This window comes from Streptomyces sp. DH12 (genome assembly GCF_020873895.1).
In the GTDB taxonomy this organism is placed as follows: domain Bacteria; phylum Actinomycetota; class Actinomycetes; order Streptomycetales; family Streptomycetaceae; genus Streptomyces.
The window spans coordinates 74,468-93,532 of the sequence record NZ_JAHWGT010000015.1; the positions used below are offsets into that span (position 1 = coordinate 74,468).

The 19,065-nt window shown below is 71.4% G+C and carries 22 protein-coding genes and 1 tRNA gene; 10 read left to right on the forward strand and 13 right to left on the reverse strand.

Going from position 1 to position 19,065, the window contains the following annotated elements:
* Positions 1 to 34: 34 nt before the first annotated feature.
* Both LPA54_RS15930 and clpB read right to left on the reverse strand, forming a co-directional pair.
* Positions 35 to 565: a YbjN domain-containing protein gene (locus LPA54_RS15930; RefSeq protein WP_228978124.1), complete on the reverse strand. Its 531-nt coding sequence runs from the start codon at positions 563 to 565 to the stop codon at positions 35 to 37.
* Between the two features lie 166 nt (positions 566 to 731).
* The gene (clpB, locus tag LPA54_RS15935) at positions 732 to 3,317 is read right to left on the reverse strand and encodes an ATP-dependent chaperone ClpB (RefSeq protein WP_228978126.1); all 2,586 of its coding nucleotides are present in this window, start codon (positions 3,315 to 3,317) and stop codon (positions 732 to 734) included.
* Positions 3,318 to 3,441: 124 nt separating this feature from the next.
* On the opposite strand from clpB, the gene LPA54_RS15940 reads away from it, so the two are divergent.
* Entirely contained in the window at positions 3,442 to 3,855 is a 414-nt protein-coding gene (locus LPA54_RS15940; protein ID WP_228978127.1) for a pyridoxamine 5'-phosphate oxidase family protein, read from the forward strand.
* Positions 3,856 to 4,050: 195 nt separating this feature from the next.
* Here LPA54_RS15940 and LPA54_RS15945 read toward each other — a convergent pair whose 3' ends face one another.
* Positions 4,051 to 4,368, reverse strand: a complete 318-nt coding sequence (locus tag LPA54_RS15945) for a (2Fe-2S)-binding protein (RefSeq protein ID WP_228978128.1) — start codon at positions 4,366 to 4,368, stop codon at positions 4,051 to 4,053.
* On the reverse strand, positions 4,365 to 4,610 hold the full coding sequence (locus LPA54_RS15950; RefSeq protein WP_228978129.1) for a hypothetical protein: 246 nt from the start codon (positions 4,608 to 4,610) through the stop codon (positions 4,365 to 4,367). Before LPA54_RS15950 ends, LPA54_RS15945 begins: the two co-directional genes overlap by 4 nt.
* 128 nt (positions 4,611 to 4,738) lie before the next feature.
* On the opposite strand from LPA54_RS15950, the gene LPA54_RS15955 reads away from it, so the two are divergent.
* Positions 4,739 to 5,776, forward strand: coding sequence for a helix-turn-helix transcriptional regulator (locus tag LPA54_RS15955; RefSeq protein WP_228978326.1), 1,038 nt, complete (start codon positions 4,739 to 4,741; stop codon positions 5,774 to 5,776).
* Between the two features lie 213 nt (positions 5,777 to 5,989).
* Here the strand turns inward: LPA54_RS15955 and LPA54_RS15960 are convergent, their stop codons facing one another.
* The 4 genes from LPA54_RS15960 to dnaK form a co-directional block, all read right to left on the reverse strand.
* Complete coding sequence (locus tag LPA54_RS15960) at positions 5,990 to 6,442, reverse strand: heat shock protein transcriptional repressor HspR (RefSeq protein WP_228978130.1); 453 nt, start codon at positions 6,440 to 6,442, stop codon at positions 5,990 to 5,992.
* A 4-nt stretch (positions 6,443 to 6,446) separates the two neighbouring features.
* Positions 6,447 to 7,631 (reverse strand): molecular chaperone DnaJ, encoded by a 1,185-nt coding sequence (gene dnaJ, locus LPA54_RS15965; protein WP_228978131.1) that lies wholly within the window; start codon positions 7,629 to 7,631, stop codon positions 6,447 to 6,449.
* Positions 7,632 to 7,706: 75 nt separating this feature from the next.
* The gene (grpE, locus tag LPA54_RS15970; RefSeq protein ID WP_228978132.1) at positions 7,707 to 8,366 is read right to left on the reverse strand and encodes a nucleotide exchange factor GrpE; all 660 of its coding nucleotides are present in this window, start codon (positions 8,364 to 8,366) and stop codon (positions 7,707 to 7,709) included.
* Positions 8,363 to 10,213 (reverse strand): molecular chaperone DnaK, encoded by a 1,851-nt coding sequence (gene dnaK / locus LPA54_RS15975; RefSeq protein ID WP_228978133.1) that lies wholly within the window; start codon positions 10,211 to 10,213, stop codon positions 8,363 to 8,365. The genes grpE and dnaK overlap by 4 nt, the downstream gene beginning before the upstream one ends.
* Positions 10,214 to 10,482: 269 nt before the next feature.
* Here dnaK and LPA54_RS15980 point away from each other — a divergent pair, with 269 nt between their 5' ends.
* The 3 genes from LPA54_RS15980 (at position 10,483) to LPA54_RS15990 (ending at position 14,614) form a co-directional block, all read left to right on the forward strand.
* Positions 10,483 to 10,986 carry a sugar transferase gene (locus tag LPA54_RS15980; protein WP_228978134.1) on the forward strand — a complete coding sequence of 168 codons (504 nt, stop codon included), beginning with the start codon at positions 10,483 to 10,485 and terminating at the stop codon, positions 10,984 to 10,986.
* A gap of 125 nt (positions 10,987 to 11,111) precedes the next feature.
* Positions 11,112 to 13,415, forward strand: a complete 2,304-nt coding sequence (locus LPA54_RS15985) for a (Fe-S)-binding protein (RefSeq protein WP_228978136.1) — start codon at positions 11,112 to 11,114, stop codon at positions 13,413 to 13,415.
* 215 nt (positions 13,416 to 13,630) lie between these two features.
* Positions 13,631 to 14,614 carry a Yip1 family protein gene (locus LPA54_RS15990; protein WP_228978138.1) on the forward strand — a complete coding sequence of 328 codons (984 nt, stop codon included), beginning with the start codon at positions 13,631 to 13,633 and terminating at the stop codon, positions 14,612 to 14,614.
* 91 nt (positions 14,615 to 14,705) lie between these two features.
* On the opposite strand, the gene LPA54_RS15995 is transcribed toward LPA54_RS15990, so the two are convergent.
* The 3 genes from LPA54_RS15995 to LPA54_RS16005 form a co-directional block, all read right to left on the reverse strand.
* Entirely contained in the window at positions 14,706 to 15,203 is a 498-nt protein-coding gene (locus tag LPA54_RS15995; RefSeq protein ID WP_228978140.1) for a phosphoribosyltransferase, read from the reverse strand.
* A gap of 2 nt (positions 15,204 to 15,205) precedes the next feature.
* Positions 15,206 to 15,781 (reverse strand): dCTP deaminase, encoded by a 576-nt coding sequence (gene dcd, locus LPA54_RS16000; protein WP_228978142.1) that lies wholly within the window; start codon positions 15,779 to 15,781, stop codon positions 15,206 to 15,208.
* Between the two features lie 148 nt (positions 15,782 to 15,929).
* Positions 15,930 to 16,106, reverse strand: coding sequence for a hypothetical protein (locus LPA54_RS16005; protein WP_228978145.1), 177 nt, complete (start codon positions 16,104 to 16,106; stop codon positions 15,930 to 15,932).
* A gap of 222 nt (positions 16,107 to 16,328) precedes the next feature.
* Between LPA54_RS16005 and LPA54_RS16010 the strand changes: the two genes are divergently transcribed.
* From LPA54_RS16010 to LPA54_RS42660, 5 genes are all read left to right on the forward strand, one after another.
* Positions 16,329 to 16,399, forward strand: a tRNA-Gly gene (locus LPA54_RS16010).
* 130 nt (positions 16,400 to 16,529) lie between these two features.
* A complete protein-coding gene (locus tag LPA54_RS16015; RefSeq protein WP_228978148.1) occupies positions 16,530 to 16,778 on the forward strand; it encodes a type II toxin-antitoxin system CcdA family antitoxin in 249 nt (82 codons plus the stop codon).
* Positions 16,775 to 17,176: a PIN domain-containing protein gene (locus tag LPA54_RS16020; protein ID WP_228978150.1), complete on the forward strand. Its 402-nt coding sequence runs from the start codon at positions 16,775 to 16,777 to the stop codon at positions 17,174 to 17,176. The genes LPA54_RS16015 and LPA54_RS16020 overlap by 4 nt, the downstream gene beginning before the upstream one ends.
* Positions 17,177 to 17,277: 101 nt before the next feature.
* Positions 17,278 to 17,436: a DUF6578 domain-containing protein gene (locus tag LPA54_RS42655; RefSeq protein ID WP_306806503.1), complete on the forward strand. Its 159-nt coding sequence runs from the start codon at positions 17,278 to 17,280 to the stop codon at positions 17,434 to 17,436.
* Positions 17,363 to 17,779 (forward strand): DUF6578 domain-containing protein, encoded by a 417-nt coding sequence (locus LPA54_RS42660; protein WP_306806502.1) that lies wholly within the window; start codon positions 17,363 to 17,365, stop codon positions 17,777 to 17,779. The genes LPA54_RS42655 and LPA54_RS42660 overlap by 74 nt, the downstream gene beginning before the upstream one ends.
* Here the strand turns inward: LPA54_RS42660 and LPA54_RS16025 are convergent.
* Positions 17,724 to 18,104, reverse strand: coding sequence for a hypothetical protein (locus LPA54_RS16025; RefSeq protein ID WP_228978152.1), 381 nt, complete (start codon positions 18,102 to 18,104; stop codon positions 17,724 to 17,726). The genes LPA54_RS42660 and LPA54_RS16025 overlap by 56 nt on opposite strands.
* Before the next feature lie 139 nt (positions 18,105 to 18,243).
* On the reverse strand, positions 18,244 to 18,723 hold the full coding sequence (locus LPA54_RS16030) for a hypothetical protein (protein WP_228978154.1): 480 nt from the start codon (positions 18,721 to 18,723) through the stop codon (positions 18,244 to 18,246).
* Positions 18,724 to 19,065 lie beyond the last annotated feature (342 nt).

A 19,065-nucleotide genomic window follows, 5' to 3' on the forward strand; every position in this document is an offset into this window, starting at 1 on the left:
GTGCCGCGGGGCGCCCCCGAGGGGGCGGGGGCGTTCAGACCTCGTCGCCCTCGGTGGCCGTGCCGGGCTCCAGGCCCAGCTGCTCCAGGAGCCACTTGTCGAACTCGATCGACGCGCGCACCCAGCTGACCGTCGACGACACGAAGTGCTCCAGGCTGACGCCCGTGCCGATCAGCATTTGGGCCTCGCCGATGAGCCGGACGGTGGCGCCGCCCTGCTCGTCCTCGTGGAGGTGCGTGTACACCTTGGGCCACAGGGTGCGGCGGTTCCAGTCGTCGATGGTCTCCAGGATCTTCGTACGGTCCTCGACCGGGTGCGGCCGGTCGTAGAACGTGCGGACGGAGAAGACCTGCTGCTCCGCCTCGCCGCGGAACATGAAGTAGGTGCGGAACTCCTCCCACGGCGCCGCGAGGTCGCCCTCGTCGTCGACGACGTACTTGAGCTCCATCTGCTCCAGGAGCTGCTTCACCAGGTCCTGGTCGGGGACGATGGGCCCCGCCGGTCCTTCGGTCTGGGGCTGGGGCTGTCCCCCGAAATTCGGAATCGAGGACGGGTCGATGCTCACCGGGTAATTCCCTTCGTACGGATAGCCGCCATCCTCTCCCATCGTGGGCGGTCGATGGCAAGCCCGACGGCGCCGATCCGCTGCGGGCTGACAGCGACCGTGCGGGGCCACCCGTACGGGCCCGCCCGCCCGGCCCCCCCTTGCGGGCGGGCCGGGCGGGGCCGGGTCAACGGACCGGTTCCACCGACAGCCCGCCGTCGACGCGGTCCACCCGGACCGTGTCGCCGTCCGTGACCTCGCCGGACAGGATCGCGCGGGCGAGCCGGTCGCCGATGGCGGTCTGCACCAGGCGGCGCAGCGGGCGGGCGCCGTACGCCGGGTCGTTGCCCTCGACGGCGAGCCACTCCAGGGCGTCGGGCGTGACGTCCAGGGTGAGCCGCCGCTCGGCGAGCCGGCGGGCCAGCCTGCCGATCTGGAGCCGGGCGATGCGGGCCAGCTCCTCGCGGTTGAGCGCGGCGAACACGACGATGTCGTCCAGCCGGTTGAGGAACTCGGGCTTGAAGGAGGCCCGCACGACCTCCAGCACCTGCTCCCGCTTCTCCGCCTCCGTCGTCGTCGGCTCCATCAGGTACTGGCTGCCCAGGTTGGAGGTGAGCACCAGGATGGCGTTGCGGAAGTCGACCGTGCGGCCCTGGCCGTCCGTCAGCCGCCCGTCGTCGAGGACCTGGAGGAGCACGTCGAAGACCTCGGGGTGGGCCTTCTCCACCTCGTCCAGCAGCACGACGCTGTACGGGCGGCGGCGCACCGCCTCGGTCAGCTGCCCGCCCTCCTCGTAGCCGACATAGCCGGGGGGCGCGCCGACGAGCCGGGCGACGGAGTGCTTCTCGCCGTACTCCGACATGTCGATGCGGACCATGGCCCGCTCGTCGTCGAAGAGGAAGTCGGCGAGGGCCTTGGCCAGCTCGGTCTTGCCGACGCCGGTCGGGCCGAGGAAGAGGAACGAGCCGGTCGGCCGGTCGGGGTCGGCGATGCCCGCCCGCGTGCGGCGCACGGCGTCGGAGACCGACCGGACGGCCTCGGTCTGGCCGATCAGCCGCCGGCCCAGCTCCTCCTCCATGCGCAGCAGCTTCTGCGTCTCGCCCTCCAGGAGGCGGCCCGCGGGGATGCCGGTCCAGGAGCCGACCACGTCGGCGATGTCGTCGGGGCCGACCTCCTCCTTGACCATGGTGTCCTTGGCGGCCTCCTGCTCGGCCTCGCTGGCCTCCTCCAGCTCCCGCTCGACGGACGGGATCTCGCCGTAGAGGAGCTTGGAGGCGGTGTCGAAGTCGCCGTCGCGCTGGGCGCGCTCGGCCTGGCCGCGCAGGTCGTCGAGCTTCTCCTTCAGCTCACCGACGCGGTTGAGGCCCTGCTTCTCCTTCTCCCAGCGGGCGGTCAGGCCGCGCAGCTCCTCCTCCTTGTCGGCGAGGTCGCGGCGCAGCTTCTCCAGGCGCTGCACGGAGGCGGGGTCGGACTCGCTCTTCAGCGCCAGCTCCTCCATGCGGAGGCGGTCGACGGCGCGCTGCAGCTCGTCGATCTCGACGGGCGAGGAGTCGATCTCCATACGGAGCCGGGAGGCCGCCTCGTCGACCAGGTCGATGGCCTTGTCGGGGAGGAAGCGGGAGGTGATGTACCGGTCGGAGAGGGTCGCGGCGGCGACGAGCGCGGAGTCCGCGATCTGCACCTTGTGGTGCGCCTCGTACCGGCCCTTGAGGCCGCGCAGGATGGCGATGGTGTCCTCGACGGTCGGCTCGGCGACCAGGACCTGCTGGAAGCGGCGCTCCAGCGCGGGGTCCTTCTCGATGCGCTCGCGGTACTCGTCGAGGGTGGTCGCGCCGACCATGCGCAGCTCGCCGCGGGCCAGCATGGGCTTGAGCATGTTCCCGGCGTCCATCGCGGAGTCGCCGCCGGCGCCCGCGCCGACGACCGTGTGCAGCTCGTCGATGAACGTGATGACCTGGCCGTCGCTCTCCTTGATCTCGGAGAGGACGGTCTTGAGGCGCTCCTCGAACTCGCCGCGGTACTTCGCGCCGGCGACCATGGCGCCCAGGTCGAGGGAGACCAGCCGCTTGTCGCGCAGCGACTCCGGGACGTCGCCCTTCACGATCCGCTGGGCGAGCCCCTCGACGACGGCGGTCTTGCCGACGCCGGGCTCGCCGATGAGGACGGGGTTGTTCTTGGTGCGGCGGGAGAGCACCTGTACGACGCGGCGGATCTCCTGGTCGCGGCCGATCACCGGGTCGAGCCGGCCCTCGCGGGCGGCGGCGGTGAGGTCGGTGCCGAACTTCTCCAGCGCCTTGTACTGCCCCTCGGGGTCCGGCGTGGTGACGCGGCGGCTGCCGCGCGTGCGGGTGAAGGCGTCCAGCAGCTTCCTGGCGGTCGCCCCCTGCCGCGTGAGCAGCTCGCCCGCGGGGCCGCCCTTGGCGGCGACGCCGACGAGCAGGTGCTCGGTGGAGAGGTACTCGTCGCCCAGCTCGCGCGCCCGGGCCTGGGCGTCGGCGATGACGGCGAGCAGGTCGCGGTTGGGCTGCGGCGGGGCGACGGTCGACCCGGTGACGCTCGGGAGCCCGGCGAGCAGCCGCTCGGCCCCGGCGCGTACGGCCGCCTGGTCGGCGTCGACGGCGGCGAGCAGGTCGGTGAGGTTCTCGTTGTCCTGGCCGGAGAGCAGCGCCAGCAGCAGGTGCGCCGGCGTCAGGTCGGCGTGTCCGCCCGACACGGCGCGGCTCGTCGCGGCGTTCAGCGCGTCCCGGCTCTTGTTGGTCAGCTCGGCGTCCACGGGTACTGGGTCCTCCTCGGCTGCTGATGCGTCGTACCGGCTTCTGACTCAGCCAACGTCCACAAAGTTGAGTCTATTCCACTCAAGCTGGTCGGGGCCAGCAGCCGCCGGTAGGTTCCGGACCATGGCCATCGACCTGCGGGACCCCGGCGCCTCCTACGTCAGCTTCTGGCGGGAGCGCCACATGTGCACCCTGACGACCCACCGCCCCGACGGCTCGCCGCACGTGGTGCCGGTCGGCGTCACCTACGACCCGGACGGCGGGGAGCGGGGCGTGGCCCGGGTGATCACCAACAGGCACAGCCGCAAGGTGGCGAACGTGCTGGCCGCGGGGGCCGACGGCGCCCGGGTCGCGGTGTGCCAGGTGGCCGCGGGCCGCTGGGCGACGCTGGAGGGTCTGGCCGTGGTCCGCACGGAACCGGACGTCGTCGCGGACGCCGTCACGCGGTACGCGGAGCGGTACGGGCGCACACCGGCGCCCAACCCGGACCGGGTCGTGATCGAGATCACGCTCACCCGCGCGATGGGACGGGCCTAGACCGAGGGACGCGCGGGGCCCGCGGGACGTGGGAGCCACGAGCGTCCCGCGCGGCGTGGGCGGCACGAGCGGCCTGCGGGGCGCCCGGGGCGCGGGGCACGCGGACAGCACAGCGGCGCCATCGTGTTTCAGGTCCACGATGGCGCCGCTGTGTGGGGGAAGCGTCTGAGCGATCTACAACGACGGGGGAATCGCTCAGGCGCTGCGGGGGGTGGCGGTGGGGGACTCGGCCTCGACCAGCTGGTGGTCCCGCTGGTCGAGGTTGACGAAAATCATTCCGTAGCGGATGGCGCAGCGGACGGGCTGCGGCGCGCCGCGGGGCCGGCGGAGGCACCGGTAGGCGCGGATGTCCTCGTCGTCGCCGCGGGTGATGACGATCGGCTCCCCGAAGAGGGTGACCATCAACGAATCGCCACCCTGGGGGACTGCGGTGACGAGGTCGATGAAGTGCCACCCGGAACGGTAGGCGGACGCCATCTCACGGCGGAATCGGGAGTCGTCGGGGACGTTCATGCGGCGACACCCGTCGGCGTGGAGTCGGCGCTGTCCCAGGAGGGCTCCCCGAACGTGGCCGGTCCGACCTCCCACGAGGGCTCCGGGATGCCCGCCGGTCCGCCTTCCCACGCAGGCTCACCTGCGACGACGCTGTTCGCGGACACCGTGTCCCACGACGGCTCGCCGCTGAGGGCGGCGACACCGCACGCGGCCGCCGCGGCGACAGCTATGGCGCTAAGTGCACGAACCATCCTGGTCATGGACGATCTCCACCTCTTTTTGTCCTTACCTCCTCCCCCGCGTCTATGACGATGGCTCACTCCGAACGCTTCCACCAGCCAGTACAGGCATCATGTTCCTGAAATACAGGACCCTGAGGGGGGTGCAGATGCGGTCTAAGGTGGACAATCCGGAAACCGGGCACAGTCATGACGAGCTGTGCGAAGCCGGAAAGCACCTGTACGCGGCCGCCCTGCGCGCCGGCCGGATAGCCCGTACGGAGGTCGACGCGGCACCGTGCCTCATCGACCTCGCCCTGCTGCATCCGGATCCGGACGATTCGCAGTGGCTCCGGCCCGTGCCCCCGTCCATCGCTCTCAACCAGCTGATACACCCCATCGAGCGCGAGATCCAGCAGCGGCGGCAGCGGGCCCTTTCGTTGGCCGACGCATTCGAGCCGTTCATGACGATCCCCGCGGCGGCCCCCTGCACCAGCGCGGCGATCAACGTCCTGGAGGGTCTGGCGGTCATCAACGCCGAACTGGACCGCGTGACGGACGAGTGCGCGGTCGAGCTCCTCACCATCCAGCCCGGCAGCGGGCGGAAACCCGAGACTGTCAAGGCCGCCTTGCGGCGGGTGGAGCCCCTGCTCGGCCGCGGTGTCCGAATGCGGACCCTCTACCAGCACACCGCGCGGCACCACTCGGCGACCATGGGGTACGTCGAGCGGATCACGCCCTACGGGCTGGAGGTGCGCACGCTGGAGGAGATCATCGACCGGTTGATCATCGTCGACCGCAAGGTCGCCTTCATACCGGCCCGCAGCGACCGCCAGGTGGCCCTGGAGCTGCGCCACGAGGGGCTGGTGCAGTACCTCGTCGGTGTGTTCGAACAGTTCTGGCTGCACGGCATCCCCTGGGAGGAGGAGGTCGTCGCGTACACCCCCGCCCTCAACGGCATAAGCGGCATCCAGCGGTCCATCGCCAAGCTGCTCGTCGAGGGCCACGTCGACGAGGCCATCGCCCGCCGCCTCGGCATGAACGTGCGCACCTGCCGCGCCCACATCGCGAAGCTCGCCTCCACCCTCGGCAGCGGCAGCCGCGCCCAGCTCGGCTACCTCATCGCCCGCTCCGGCATCCTCGACCAGGAACCGGACCACGCCCCCCGCACGCCCGGCCCGGAGGAGCCCCCGCGCGGCCACGACTGACACCCCGGCCCGGTCGGCCCGCACCCGCCCCGGCACCACCCCGCACCCGCCCCGGCCGCACCGCCGGACCCGCACGGGCCGCACCGCACCGTCGCCCGGCCCGGCCCGCCCGGCCCGCACCGCCGGACCCGCACGGGCCGCACCCGCCCGCCGAGGGCCGCGGTACGCGGAAGGCCCCCTCCGCGGAGGGGGCCTTCGGACGTCCACGGGCGGCTACTCGCCGCCCCGCCGCGCACCGGGGCGCCACACGACCAGCGCGCCGGTCTGCTGCACGTCCTGGTACGGGACCAGGTCCCGCCGGTACGAGGCGTGGACCTGCGCTTCGCGCTGGCGCATCGCCGCCGCCGCTCCCTCGACCGCCGCCGACAGCTCGGCCACCCGCGCCTGCAGCGCGGCGACCTGGTTCTCCAGCTCGATGATGCGCTTGATTCCGGCCAGGTTGATGCCCTCGTCCTGCGACAGCTGCTGCACCTGCCGGAGCAGTTCGATGTCACGGGCCGAGTAGCGCCGGCCCCGCCCGGCCGTACGGTCCGGCGAGACGAGTCCCAACCGGTCGTACTGGCGCAGCGTCTGCGGGTGCAACCCGCTGAGCTGGGCCGCCACCGAGATGACGTACACCGGAGTCTCGTCGGTCAGTTCGTACGGGTTGCGTCGGCGTGCGTCCATTGCGTCAAGCCCCCTTCGCGGCCTGGAAGAGCTCCGCCCGCGGGTCCTCACCCGCGGTCACCCGACGGTACGCCTCCAGGGCCTCGCGCGCCTCGGCGCTGAGCCCCTCGGGCACGGCGACCTCGACGGTCACCAGCAGATCGCCCCGCGTGCCGTCCTTGCGGACGGCGCCCTTGCCGCGGGCGCGCATGGTGCGGCCGTTGGGGGTGCCGGCCGGGATCTTCAGCGTGACCGGCGGCCCGCCGAGGGTCGGCACCCTGATCTCGCCGCCCAGTGCCGCCTCCGCGAAGGAGACGGGGACCGTGACGGTGAGGTTGTCGCCCTTGCGGCCGAAGACGGGGTGGCTGCCGACGTGCACGATCACGTACAGGTCGCCGGCCGGTCCGCCCCGCTCACCGGGGGCGCCCTTGCCGCGCAGCCGGATGCGCTGGCCGTCGGAGACGCCCGCCGGGATGCGCACCTGCATGGTGCGCGAGGACTTGGCGCGGCCGCTGCCGTGGCAGACGTCGCACGGGTCCTGGGCGATGAGCCCGCGGCCCTTGCAGTCCACGCACGGGTCGGTCAGCGAGAACGAGCCGCTGCCGCCGCGGGAGACCTGGCCGGTGCCGACGCAGGTCGGGCAGACGCGCGGGGTGCCGTTCTTGTCGCCGGTGCCGGAGCACGCCTGGCAGGGCTGCTGGCTGGACATGCGCAGCGGGACCGTGGCCCCGTCCACCGCCTCGGTGAAGCTGAGCGTCACCTCGGACTCGACGTCCTGGCCGCGGCGCGGCTGCGTCCGCGTGCCCGGGCCGGCGCCGCCGCCCCGGTTGAACAGGCCACCGAAGACGTCCCCGAGCCCGCCGCCGAAGCCGCCGGCGCCGCCCGGCTGGCCCTGGGCGCCCCCGAAGAGGTCACCCAGGTCGAAGTTGAACGTGCCGCCCGCGCCGCCGGGCCCGGGGCGGAAGCCGCCGTTGCCGAAGAGGGCGCGCGCCTCGTCGTACTCCTTGCGCTTCTTGGGGTCGCCGAGGACGTCGTTCGCCTCGGAGACCTCCTTGAAGCGCGCCTCGGCCGCCGCGTCGCCCTTGTTGGCGTCCGGGTGGAACTCCCGGGCGAGCTTGCGGTACGCCTTCTTGATCTCGGCCTCGGTGGCGTCCTTGGGGACGCCGAGGACCTTGTAGTAGTCCTTCTCGACGAAGTCCTTCGTGCTCATCGACGTCCCTCCTCCCGGACGATCACTGCGCGAGCCGCCGGGCCGGCGGTCCGAAGACCGCCGGCCCGCCGGCTCTCAGCCCTCTTCGGGGCCACCGTTCTCCTCGTCGCCCGGCTGCTCGTCCTTCGCAGCGGGTGCCGCGCCCGGCTGGGGCTCGGCCACGGCGACGCGCGCGGGCCGGATGGTCCGCTCGCCGATGCGGTACCCGGGCTGCAGGATCGCCACGCACGTCGTCTCGGTGACGTCCGGCGCGTACGAGTGCATGAGCGCCTCGTGCACGGTCGGGTCGAAGGGCTCGCCCTCCTTGCCGAACTGCTGGAGGCCCATCTTGGCGACGGTGGTCTCCAGCGACTCGGCGACCGACTTGAAGCCGCCCAGCAGCTCGCCGTGCTCCCGTGCGCGGCCGATGTCGTCGAGCACGGGCAGCAGCTCGGTCAGGAGCGTCGCCACGGCGACCTCCTTGACCGCGGCCCGGTCCCGGTCGACGCGGCGGCGGTAGTTCTGGTACTCCGCCTGGAGCCGCTGGAGGTCCGCGGTGCGCTCGGCGAGCGCGCTGCGGGTCTGGTCCAGCTGGGCGGTCACGCCGACCGACTGGTCCGTGTCGTTCGCGTCCCCGGCCGGGGCCGCCTCGCCCTCCTCGACGGGAGGGGTGTCGGCGGCCTCGGCGGCGTCGTCAGGGGTGGCGCCGGAGGGGACGTCGGGCTTCTCCTCGAATCCCGGGGTCTCCTCCGTCATGCGGCCCCACCCTTCGGCTTCTCGTCGTCGACGATCTCGGCGTCGACCACGTCGTCGTCGGCGGCGCCCTGGGCGGCGCCCGGAGCCTCGCCGGCACCGGCCGCCTGGCCGGCCTGGGCGTCGGCGTACATGGCCTGGCCGAGCTTCTGGGAGACGGCCGCGACCTTCTCGGTGGCGGTGCGGATCTCCGCGGTGTCCTCGCCCTTCAGCTTCTCCTTGAGCTCGTTCACCGCCGTCTCGACCTCGGTCTTGACGTCACCGGGCACCTTGTCGGCGTTGTCGGTGAGGAACTTCTCCGTCTGGTAGACGAGCTGCTCGCCCTGGTTGCGGGTCTCGGCGGCCTCGCGGCGGCGGTGGTCCTCCTCCGCGTACTGCTCGGCCTCCTGGCGCATCCGGTCGACCTCGTCCTTCGGCAGCGAGGAGCCGCCGGTGACGGTCATCTTCTGCTCCTTGCCCGTGCCGAGGTCCTTCGCGGTCACGTGCATGATGCCGTTGGCGTCGATGTCGAAGGCGACCTCGATCTGCGGGACGCCGCGCGGGGCCGGCGGGAGGCCGGTCAGCTCGAACATGCCGAGCTTCTTGTTGTACGCCGCGATCTCGCGCTCGCCCTGGTAGACCTGGATCTGCACGGACGGCTGGTTGTCCTCGGCCGTCGTGAAGATCTCGGACCGCTTGGTCGGGATCGTGGTGTTGCGCTCGATGAGCTTGGTCATGATGCCGCCCTTGGTCTCGATGCCGAGGGACAGCGGGGTGACGTCGAGGAGCAGGACGTCCTTGACCTCGCCCTTGAGGACACCGGCCTGCAGGGCGGCGCCGATGGCGACGACCTCGTCCGGGTTGACGCCCTTGTTGGCCTCGCGGCCGCCGGTCAGCTCCTTGACCAGCTCGGCGACGGCCGGCATGCGGGTCGAGCCGCCGACGAGGACGACGTGGTCGATCTCGGAGAGCTGGATGCCCGCGTCCTTGATCACGTTGTGGAACGGGATCTTGCAGCGCTCCAGCAGGTCCGAGGTGAGCTGCTGGAACTGGGCGCGCGTGAGCTTCTCGTCCAGGTGCAGCGGGCCCTCGGCGGACGCCGTGATGTAGGGCAGGTTGATCGAGGTCTCGGTGGACGAGGACAGCTCGATCTTGGCCTTCTCGGCGGCCTCGCGGAGGCGCTGGAGGGCCATCTTGTCCTTGGACAGGTCCACGCCGTGCCCGGACTGGAACTGCTTGACCAGGTACTCGACGACGCGCTGGTCCCAGTCGTCGCCACCGAGGTGGTTGTCGCCGTTGGTGGCCTTCACCTCGACGACGCCGTCGCCGATCTCCAGCAGCGAGACGTCGAAGGTGCCGCCGCCGAGGTCGAAGACGAGGATCGTCTGGTCGTCCTTGTCGAGGCCGTACGCGAGGGCGGCGGCCGTCGGCTCGTTGACGATGCGCAGGACGTTCAGGCCCGCGATCTCGCCGGCCTCCTTGGTGGCCTGGCGCTCGGAGTCGTTGAAGTACGCCGGGACGGTGATGACCGCGTCCGTGACCTTCTCGCCCAGGTACGCCTCGGCGTCCCGCTTGAGCTTCTGCAGGATGAACGCGGAGATCTGCTGCGGGTTGAAGTTCTTCCCGTCGAGCTCGATCTTCCAGTCCGTGCCCATGTGGCGCTTGACCGAGCGGATGGTCCGGTCGACGTTGGTGACGGCCTGCCGCTTGGCCACCTCACCGACGAGGACCTCGCCGTTCTTCGCGAAGGCGACGACGGACGGCGTGGTCCTGGCGCCCTCGGCGTTGGTGATGACGGTGGGCTCGCCGCCTTCCAGAACGCTGACGACGGAGTTAGTCGTGCCCAGGTCGATGCCGACCGCACGTGCCATTTCGATTCCTCCAACTGACTTGAGTGGAACAGGCTCAAGGATGCACGACACGGGAACGCACGTCAACAGACCTGAGTCGGGCCCGCTCAACTTTTATCCCGCCCTTATGCGCAAGACGCCCCCGACACGCGACCCGGCGGGCCCGACCGGCACCCCTACCCAGCCTATTGTTCAGCACACCGGGACTATCCGGACAAAAGCCGCCAACAGGCAGCAACACTCCCGATACGTACACCCCCTGAACGACCCGGAACGGTGAGGTGGCCGCCATGCACTCCAAGCGCGTCCTGGACCTGCTCCTCGGCTCGGTCCTGCTGACCCTGGTCGCGCCCCTCCTGCTCGCCGCGGCGGCGGCCCGGGCGCTGGGGCGCCCCCCGGACGACCTCCTCGCACGCGAGACGGCCGTCGGCCTGCACGGCCGCCCCTTCACCCTGCGCACCCTGCCGGTGCGCCGGCTGCGCCTCGACGCGCTCTCCCGGCTGGTCCACGTCGTACGCGGCGAGATGTCCCTCGTCGGCCCCGCCCCGCTGCCCCCGGGCGCCCCCGGCGCCGACACCCCCTGGCGCCGCTCGGTACGCCCCGGACTGACCGGCCTGGCCCAGGTGCGGCGCGACTCGGCGCTGCCGTGGGACGAGCCGCTGATGCTCGACCAGCACTACGTGGAGCACCATGGGGTGGGGACGGACGTGGCACTGCTCCTGCGGACCCCGGTGACCCTGCTCGCCGGGCCGCGGCGGCGGGACCGGGGGGCGGCGCCGGTCAGGCTCACCTGAGCGACGCAGATCACCGCGTGCGCGGCTACAGTGCGGCGGAATATCTGGGTACGCTCAGCACCGAACCCAATAAGTTACCGCTTAGTAGTACCGGATCCCCCACCTCGCAGGCCCGAGGAGCCCCCATGCAACTCGCCGCGATCATTGTGTCGCTGACCCTGACCGTGGTCGGCGTTGCGCTCTTTGCCCGAGCGATCGCGCACATCTACCGGTTCGTGCGGCTCGGCCAGCCCGTGCCGGCGGGCCGCCGCACCGACGACTGGAAGGCCCGCACGGTCACCCTGGCCCGGGAGTTCCTCGGCCACACGCGGATGAACCGCTGGGGGATCGTCGGCTTCGCGCACTGGTTCGTCGCGGTCGGCTTCCTGACCCTGCCGCCGACGCTGGCGCAGGCGTACGGCCAGCTCTTCCAGGCGGACTGGACGCTGCCGGTCCTCGGCGGCTTCCTGCCGTTCGAGATGTACATCGAGGCCATCGGCCTGATGACCGTCCTCGGCATCGCCGTCCTCATGGTGATCCGGCTGCTGAGCCTGCCGTCCCGCGCCGGCCGCAAGTCGCGCTTCGCCGGTTCCAAGGCGTGGCAGGCGTACTTCGTCGAGTACGTCATCCTCACCATCGGCCTGGCCATCCTGGCCCTGCGCGGCCTGGAGGGCGCCCTCCACCACGTGGACTCCTACGAGGCGGCGTACTTCGTCTCGTACCCGCTGGTCCTGCTCTTCGACGGACTGTCCACGGGCACGCTCCAGACCCTCGTCTACCTCGCCGCCATGGTGAAGATCAGCGTCTCCCTGATCTGGATGATCACGGTCTCGCTCAACACCAACATGGGCGTCGCCTGGCACCGCTTCCTCGGCTTCCCGAACATCTGGTTCAAGCGCAACGCCACCGGCGAGACCGCGCTGGGCGCCCTGCAGCCGATGACCTCCGGCGGCAAGGAGATCGACTTCGAGACGGTCTTCGACGACGAGGAGGGCGCCGAGGAGACCCACTTCGGCGTCAGCCAGGTCGAGCACTTCTCCTGGAAGGGCATCCTCGACTTCGCGACCTGCACCGAGTGCGGCCGCTGCCAGTCGCAGTGCCCCGCCTGGAACACGGGCAAGCCGCTCTCCCCCAAGCTCCTCATCATGTCGCTGCGCGACCACGCCCACGCCAAGGCCCCGTACCTGCTGGCCGGCGGCGGCAAGGGCGCGGACGGCGAGGAGAAGGCGTCCGCCGAGGCCCTGAAGGACGTTCCGGCGTCCGCCCTGGCCGAGGCCGAGCGCCCCCTCATCGGCACCGCCGAGGAGAACGGCGTCATCGACCCGGACGTCCTGTGGTCCTGCACCACCTGCGGCGCCTGCGTCGAGCAGTGCCCGGTCGACATCGAGCACGTCGACCACATCGTCGACATGCGCCGCTACCAGGTCATGATCGAGTCGTCGTTCCCGTCCGAGGCGGGCACGATGCTCAAGAACCTGGAGAAGAAGGGCAACCCCTGGGGCCTGGCGAAGAAGCAGCGCGTCGAGTGGACCAAGGAGGTCGACTTCGAGGTCCCGATCGTCGGCAAGGACGTCGAGGACCTCTCCGAGGTCGACTACCTCTACTGGGTCGGCTGCGCCGGCGCCCTGGAGGACCGGGCGAAGAAGACCACCAAGGCCTTCGCCGAGCTGCTGCACATCGCGGGCGTCAAGTTCGCGATCATGGGCGGCGACGAGAAGTGCACCGGTGACTCCCCCCGCCGCCTCGGCAACGAGCCGCTGTTCCAGCAGCTCGGCCAGGAGAACGTCGCGATGCTGAACATGGCGTTCGGCGAGTCCCTCGATGAGGACGGGGGGGTGGACGAGTCGACGAGGAAGCCCAAGTCGGCCAAGAAGATCGTCGCGACCTGCCCGCACTGCTTCAACACGATCGCGAACGAGTACCCGCAGCTGGGCGGCGAGTTCGAGGTCATCCACCACACGCAGCTGCTCCAGCACCTCATCGACGAGGGCCGGCTCACCCCGGTCACCCCGGTCGACGGGCTCATCACCTACCACGACCCGTGCTACCTGGGCCGCCACAACAAGGTCTACACGCCGCCGCGCGAGATCATGTCGGCCGTCCCCGGCCTGCGCCAGCAGGAGATGCACCGCCACAAGGAGCGCGGCTTCTGCTGCGGCGCCGGCGGCGCGCGGATGTGGATGGAGGAGCGCATCGGCAAGCGCATCAACACCGAGCGCGTCGACGAGGCCCTCTCCCTCGACCCGGACATCGTCTCCACCGCCTGCCCGTTCTGCCTGGTCATGCTCACGGACTCGGTGAACGGCAAGAAGAACGACGGCAAGGCGAAGGAGAACCTCCAGGTCGTGGACGTCGCGCAGCTGCTGCTGGACTCCGTGAAGACCCCGGCCGCCCCCGAGGCGGACACACCGGAGCCGGACGCCTCGCAGGAGCCGCAGCCGGCGAAGTGACCGCCGCGCCACGCACCACGGACGGCCGGGCCGCCCCCCACGGGGCGGCCCGGCCGTCCGCCTACCGCCCCGGCGAGTCCCCGGTACGCCCCGGCAATCCCACCCCCCCCACCCCCACCTGACGCCCCCTAGGGGATGTCACAGGTCGGCAGCAAACGCCCTTCGGCGACGGGCCGTGTACGCCCGTACGCGCGGAAGCGGGTACGTTCGTTGACGTGGCTGGATTCAGGATCGGACGCGGCCGGGACAACCGCACCCCGCACCAACGACCGCGGCAGGCGCCGCAGACGCGGCAGGGACCGCACGGCGGCGCGGCGGCGCCCCCTCCGTCGTACCCGTCCCCGTCGCCCTCCCCGCAGCAGCAGTGGTCGCAGGGCGGCCGCCCCTACGGCGGCCAGGGCGGGCACGGCGGACCGCAGGGCGGCACGGGGCAGGGCCGGCCGTACGGCGACCCCCGGGGCGGACCGCAGGGCGGTGAGCCGTACGGGGAGCCCGAGTACTTCGGCGACCCGTACCAGCAGCAGCACGCGCCGCAGCAGCCGTACGGCTCCCACCCGCACGCCGCGAACAACCCGGGCCACACCCAGGTGTTCAGCGTCGGCGAGGACCCCTACGGCCCGGCGGACACCTACCAGGCGGGCTCCGCCGCGCCCTCGGGCCCGCGGCTGCCGTGGAAGGCGCTGCTCAGCGGCATCGTGATGCGCCCCGGCCCGACGTTCTGGCAGATGCGCGACCACCCCGTGTGGCCGCCGGCGCTGATCGTGACGTTCCTGTACGGCCTGCTGGCCCTCTTCGGCTTCGACAAGGCCCGCGAGGAGGCGATCAGTGCGACGATCTCCACCGCGATCCCCTACGTCCTGCTGACCGGGGTCATGTTCGTGGTCGGCGGCCTCATCCTCGGCGCGGTCACCCACACCCTCGCCCGCCAGCTGGGCGGCAACGGCGCCTGGCAGCCGACCGTGGGCCTGTCGATGCTGATCATGGCGATGACGGACGCCCCGCGGCTGCTGTTCGCGCTCTTCCTCGGCGGCGAGAACTCGCTGGTCCAGGTCATCGGCTGGCTGTCGTGGCTGGCGGCGGGCGCGCTCTTCACGTCGATGGTGAGCAAGTCGCACGACCTGCCCTGGCCGAAGGCGCTCGGCGCGTCGTCCATCCAGCTCGTGGCGCTGCTGTCCCTGATCAAGCTGGGCACGCTGTAGGCGGACACCGCGGCGGCCGCGCCGCCGCACGAACGGAAGAGGGCCCCTCACGGGGCCCTCTTCCGTTCACCGACCGTCCGCCGACCGTCCCTCAGGCGTCGAGGACCTGACCGGACCGCCGCACGACGGGCTTCTCGACGCTCCACGGGAAGTTGATCCACTCGTCGGTGCGCTTCCAGACGTACTCGCACTTCACCAGCGAGTGCGACTTCTCGTAGATCACGGCCGAGCGCACCTCGGCGACGTGCTCCAGGCAGAAGTCGTGCACGAGCTTCAGCGTCTTGCCGGTGTCGGCGACATCGTCGGCGATCAGGACCTTCTTGTTGCTGAAGTCGATCGCGTTCGGCACGGGCGCCAGCATGACCGGCATCTCCATCGTGGTGCCGACGCCGGTGTAGAACTCGACGTTCACCAGGTGGATGTTCTTGCAGTCCAGGGCGTAGGCGAGCCCGCCCGCGACGAACACCCCGCCGCGCGCGATGGAGAGCACCACGTCGGGCTCGTACCCGTCGTCCGCGACGGTCTGGGCGAGCTCGCGCACGGCGCGCCCGAATCCCTCGTAGGTCAGGTTCTCCCGTACACCGCTCATGCTCACACCTGCGTCCGATGGAAGTTCTGGAAGGACCGCGAGGCCGTGGGCCCGCGCTGCCCCTGGTACCTGGACCCGTACCGCTCGCTGCCGTACGGGAACTCCGCCGGCGAGCTGAGCCGGAACATGCACAGCTGGCCGATCTTCATTCCCGGCCACAGCTTGATCGGCAGGGTCGCGAGGTTCGACAGTTCCAGGGTCACATGTCCGGAGAACCCCGGGTCGATGAACCCGGCAGTCGAGTGCGTCACGAGCCCCAGCCGGCCCAGCGAGCTCTTCCCCTCCAGGCGGGAGGCGAGGTCGTCGGGGAGGGAGATGACCTCGTACGTCGAGGCCAGCACGAACTCCCCCGGGTGCAGGATGAACGCCTCGTCCCCCTCCGGCTCCACCAGCCGGGTGAGGTCGGCCTGCTCGACCGCCGGGTCGATGTGCGGGTGGCGGTGGTTCTCGAACACCCGGAAGTAGCGGTCGAGCCGCACGTCGATGCTCGAGGGCTGCACCATGGAATCGTCGTACGGGTCGATGCGCACCCGACCGGCGTCGATCTCGGCCCGGATGTCCTTGTCTGAGAGAAGCACGCCCCGAGGATACGCAGAGCGCGCGGGCCCGCCCCAATCGGACGGACCCGCGCGCTCGCGCACGATCCCGAGGCGGCGCCGCCCGACCGATCGACCCACCCGGCCCCGAACCGCCACCCTCGGGCCATGCCCCTACCGGCCGCCGCCCCTACCGCTGCGCGGCGAACCCCACCGGCACGGCGTGCCGCAACCGCGCGCACCGCGGACACCGGATGAGCCGCCCGGGCCCGATCCGCCCGGCGCCGAGGTTCTGCATCGGGAACGTCGCGGTACTGAACACATGCCCCTCGGCACAGCGGACGACGGTTCGCTCCATGGTGTCCATCAGGCCCTTTCCCCAGACAAGCGGTGGACGAGAAGGCCACATTAGGGGATCAACAGGACACCACTCCAGGCGGCACTCCGCCCCGCACCCTACGCCCCAACTCCCGCACCCCGACCGCCGGATAACCCCACCCCGCGACACGAAACCCCCGCGGCGCGATACACCGGAAGCCGGTCATGAGGTACAGTGAGCGACGATGCGGCACGGATCACCGGCCGCTGCGCGGGTGTAGTTTAATGGTAGAACATGAGCTTCCCAAGCTCAGAGCGCGGGTTCGATTCCCGTCACCCGCTCTTCAATGAAGGCCCTGGTCGACGACCGGGGCCTTTCGCGTGCCCGCCAGGACGCCGTTGCCGGACCCCGCGAGTCTGACTGGTGAGGCACGGAGCCCGGCCACCGTGCATACTCCAGTATGCTTGCGGTATGTCCTCGACGACTCGCATCACCGTCACTCTCCCCAGCGATCAGGTGGCGGAGCTCCGCAAGCTCACGGACAACGTCTCCGGCTATGTGGCGGAAGCCGTGGCCCGCCAGATCCGGCACCAGCTTCTGGGCGACGACCTTCGCCGTCACGGGGAAGAACACGGACGCTTCAGCGACGAAGAGCTCGCCGAAGCCCGCTCGAAGATCTTTGGTGCCGCCGACTCCTCGAAGGACGCGGACGCCGCGTGAGCGAACGCATCGAGACCGTTGTCCTGGACTCGCAAGGACTCTCCGCCTGGATCGCGCAGGACCGCACGTTCCTCGCGATGTTGCAGGTGTTCCACGACATGGGGGCCGACTTCGTGGTCGGGGCGAACACCATCGTGGAAGTCAGCCACTCCCGGACCAACATCCCCCGCCTGAACTGGGCCCTGTCGCGCATCAAGGTGGAACCGGTCACCGAGCAGGCGGCCAGGGCGGCGGCGGAACTCCTCAAAGGCGCCGGACTGCACGGGCACAAGTACGCCATCGACGCCACGGTCGCCGAGGTCGCGCTGCGCCAGCCGAAACCGGTCGCCCTGCTGACCTCGGACAGCGACGACATGACCAAGCTCTGCGGCAACCAGGTGCGCGTCATTCGTCTGTGAGCCACCAGCCCGACAGGAGTGGCTGCTTCGCGGCCCGTTGTACTGCCATCACCTGTACCCCGTCGCTGATGAGCGTCGGGCGCGCGGCGGAGAATGGTGACATGCCACTGGCGATCTGGGTCGATGACTGGCAGATGCAGTGCTGCGGAGAGAGCTTCTCGGTGGGGGGATGTCGCCCCCTGGACGTTGCTGGCGGTCGATTCGGAGGAGTACGTCGCCGTCGTGGGTGGCGAATGTGCCAGGGGGATCGATTTCCGTGAGGAGCACCACGGGCGGGAGCAGGCGCCGACCTGGTTGAGGGTGCTGGCGATCGTCGAGGTGCACTGCCGTTACGAGGTACCGCCGGGCGGCTCGGGCGACGGGTACCGCCCCGTACCCGGCACAACGGTGCTCGTTCCGGCTGCGCGGAGGCGACAGGTGGGCCAAGGCCCGACCGCGCGTCTGGGTCAGGGGCCCGCTGAGTCGCCGACGGCCAGGGTCGGGAGGGTGCGGCGGCGCATGGCGGTGGGATGCGTCGGGCGCCGGGAGGGGGTGGCCGGTGCGGCCGTCAGCCATGGCGGCTGCTGCTCCGGGTGCGGGCCCGGGTCCGGGTCGCCGTGGTGAAGGCCAGGACCGCGGCCAGTATCCCCGCGCCCGTGGACAGGGCGTCGGCGCTGATCCGGTCCAGCTGCGGACGCAAGGTCTCCAGGAGGACGAACAGCACGGCGCACCCCGCGACGGTCGCCAGGGCGCCTGCCGTCCAGTGCCGGTGCCGCGCCCAGAACCAGTGCCCCAGCGCCAGCACCACGGGGGCGGCGGCCGGGAGCGTCGGGTCGTCCAGCAGGGCCACGACGCCGTAGCCCACGGCGCAGAGCAGCCAGCACCCGGCCAGTACCAGGGCGGCTTCGCCCCATGAGACCGCCTTCGCCGCCGTACCCGTCTTCGTCATCGTTCCTCCCGGCCCCATTGAGCCCGTCGGCGGGGGGCGGCGGACATGCGCGGGCGCAGAACAGTCGGCGCCGGGTTGCCTGCCGGGCCTCGGCAACGCGTCGCGACCCGGCCGGGCCCGTCGGCGTGGCCGCCGCCTCCTACTCGGGGGTGTGCCAGGGGAGCGGTGGGCGCCTCTTGTCCGAGCCCGGGCCGGGGCCGGGGCGGCTGTTCCACATCAGGAGCAGGTCGCGTGCGTGGTACCGCGCCCTCGGGTACCAGCGCCGGCCGTCCACCGTGTCCGGGAGGGTGTCGGGGCGGTCGTCCTTGATCTGCGTCACGCTGCGGGCGTCCATGCCGATCAGCTTGGCGAAACCCGCCAGCGTCACCTCGCGTGCCAGGTCGTCCTCGGCCAGCTCCACCGGATCGGGCCGGCGCGGGCGGAACGGTTCCAGCTTGGCCGGGTCGTACAGGGCGCTGCCGCCGCCTCCGCCCTTGGCGCTCACTCCTCGGCGCGGCTGCTCCGGGGCGGGGAAGTCCGGGTAGTGGCGCGGCATCACATGGACCACGTACCCGTGGCTGTAGCCGACTCGGGCCGCCCACTCCTTCAACGTCACCCAGTCGCCACCGGGTTCGACCACGATCCGCCCCCTCTCCCCCTCGGAACCCGGAAACACGCTACAGCGGACGTCGGACGGCGGTCAGCGCGTCGGTTGACGGCCTACGGGCGGAGGCAGGTGGCGGGTGTCCCTTCCCACAGCGGGGCCGGCCGTCCTCCCCCGGCTGTGACGAGGGCCCCGGCCGGTGACCGGAGTCCCGTCGTTCGCCGTTCGGCCCCCTGTGGGAGGGGTTCGGGCGGTCGGGCTCGCTTGGACGGGGACGAGCGTCGCTTCCGTCCGCGGTGGCGGCTGCGTGCCGGCGGGGCCGCCTCGGTGGGTCGGGTGGCGCCACCAGCGGGCCGGGGAAGGGGTGGGAGCGGTCCG

What these genes read in the sequence shown, in the direction of transcription:
- LPA54_RS15940 (WP_228978127.1), top strand. Translation starts at nt 3,442, where the DNA reads ATGGCCATCGACCTGCGGGACCCCGGCGCCTCCTACGTCAGCTTCTGG.
- LPA54_RS15945 (WP_228978128.1), bottom strand. Translation starts at nt 4,368, where the DNA reads ATGAACGTCCCCGACGACTCCCGATTCCGCCGTGAGATGGCGTCCGCC.
- LPA54_RS15950 (WP_228978129.1), bottom strand. Translation starts at nt 4,610, where the DNA reads ATGACCAGGATGGTTCGTGCACTTAGCGCCATAGCTGTCGCCGCGGCG.
- LPA54_RS15955 (WP_228978326.1), top strand. Translation starts at nt 4,739, where the DNA reads ATGCGGTCTAAGGTGGACAATCCGGAAACCGGGCACAGTCATGACGAG.
- LPA54_RS15960 (WP_228978130.1), bottom strand. Translation starts at nt 6,442, where the DNA reads ATGGACGCACGCCGACGCAACCCGTACGAACTGACCGACGAGACTCCG.
- dnaJ (WP_228978131.1), bottom strand. Translation starts at nt 7,631, where the DNA reads ATGAGCACGAAGGACTTCGTCGAGAAGGACTACTACAAGGTCCTCGGC.
- grpE (WP_228978132.1), bottom strand. Translation starts at nt 8,366, where the DNA reads ATGACGGAGGAGACCCCGGGATTCGAGGAGAAGCCCGACGTCCCCTCC.
- dnaK (WP_228978133.1), bottom strand. Translation starts at nt 10,213, where the DNA reads ATGGCACGTGCGGTCGGCATCGACCTGGGCACGACTAACTCCGTCGTC.
- LPA54_RS15980 (WP_228978134.1), top strand. Translation starts at nt 10,483, where the DNA reads ATGCACTCCAAGCGCGTCCTGGACCTGCTCCTCGGCTCGGTCCTGCTG.
- LPA54_RS15985 (WP_228978136.1), top strand. Translation starts at nt 11,112, where the DNA reads ATGCAACTCGCCGCGATCATTGTGTCGCTGACCCTGACCGTGGTCGGC.
- LPA54_RS15995 (WP_228978140.1), bottom strand. Translation starts at nt 15,203, where the DNA reads ATGAGCGGTGTACGGGAGAACCTGACCTACGAGGGATTCGGGCGCGCC.
- LPA54_RS16005 (WP_228978145.1), bottom strand. Translation starts at nt 16,106, where the DNA reads ATGGACACCATGGAGCGAACCGTCGTCCGCTGTGCCGAGGGGCATGTG.
- LPA54_RS16015 (WP_228978148.1), top strand. Translation starts at nt 16,530, where the DNA reads ATGTCCTCGACGACTCGCATCACCGTCACTCTCCCCAGCGATCAGGTG.
- LPA54_RS42655 (WP_306806503.1), top strand. Translation starts at nt 17,278, where the DNA reads ATGCCACTGGCGATCTGGGTCGATGACTGGCAGATGCAGTGCTGCGGA.
- LPA54_RS16025 (WP_228978152.1), bottom strand. Translation starts at nt 18,104, where the DNA reads ATGACGAAGACGGGTACGGCGGCGAAGGCGGTCTCATGGGGCGAAGCC.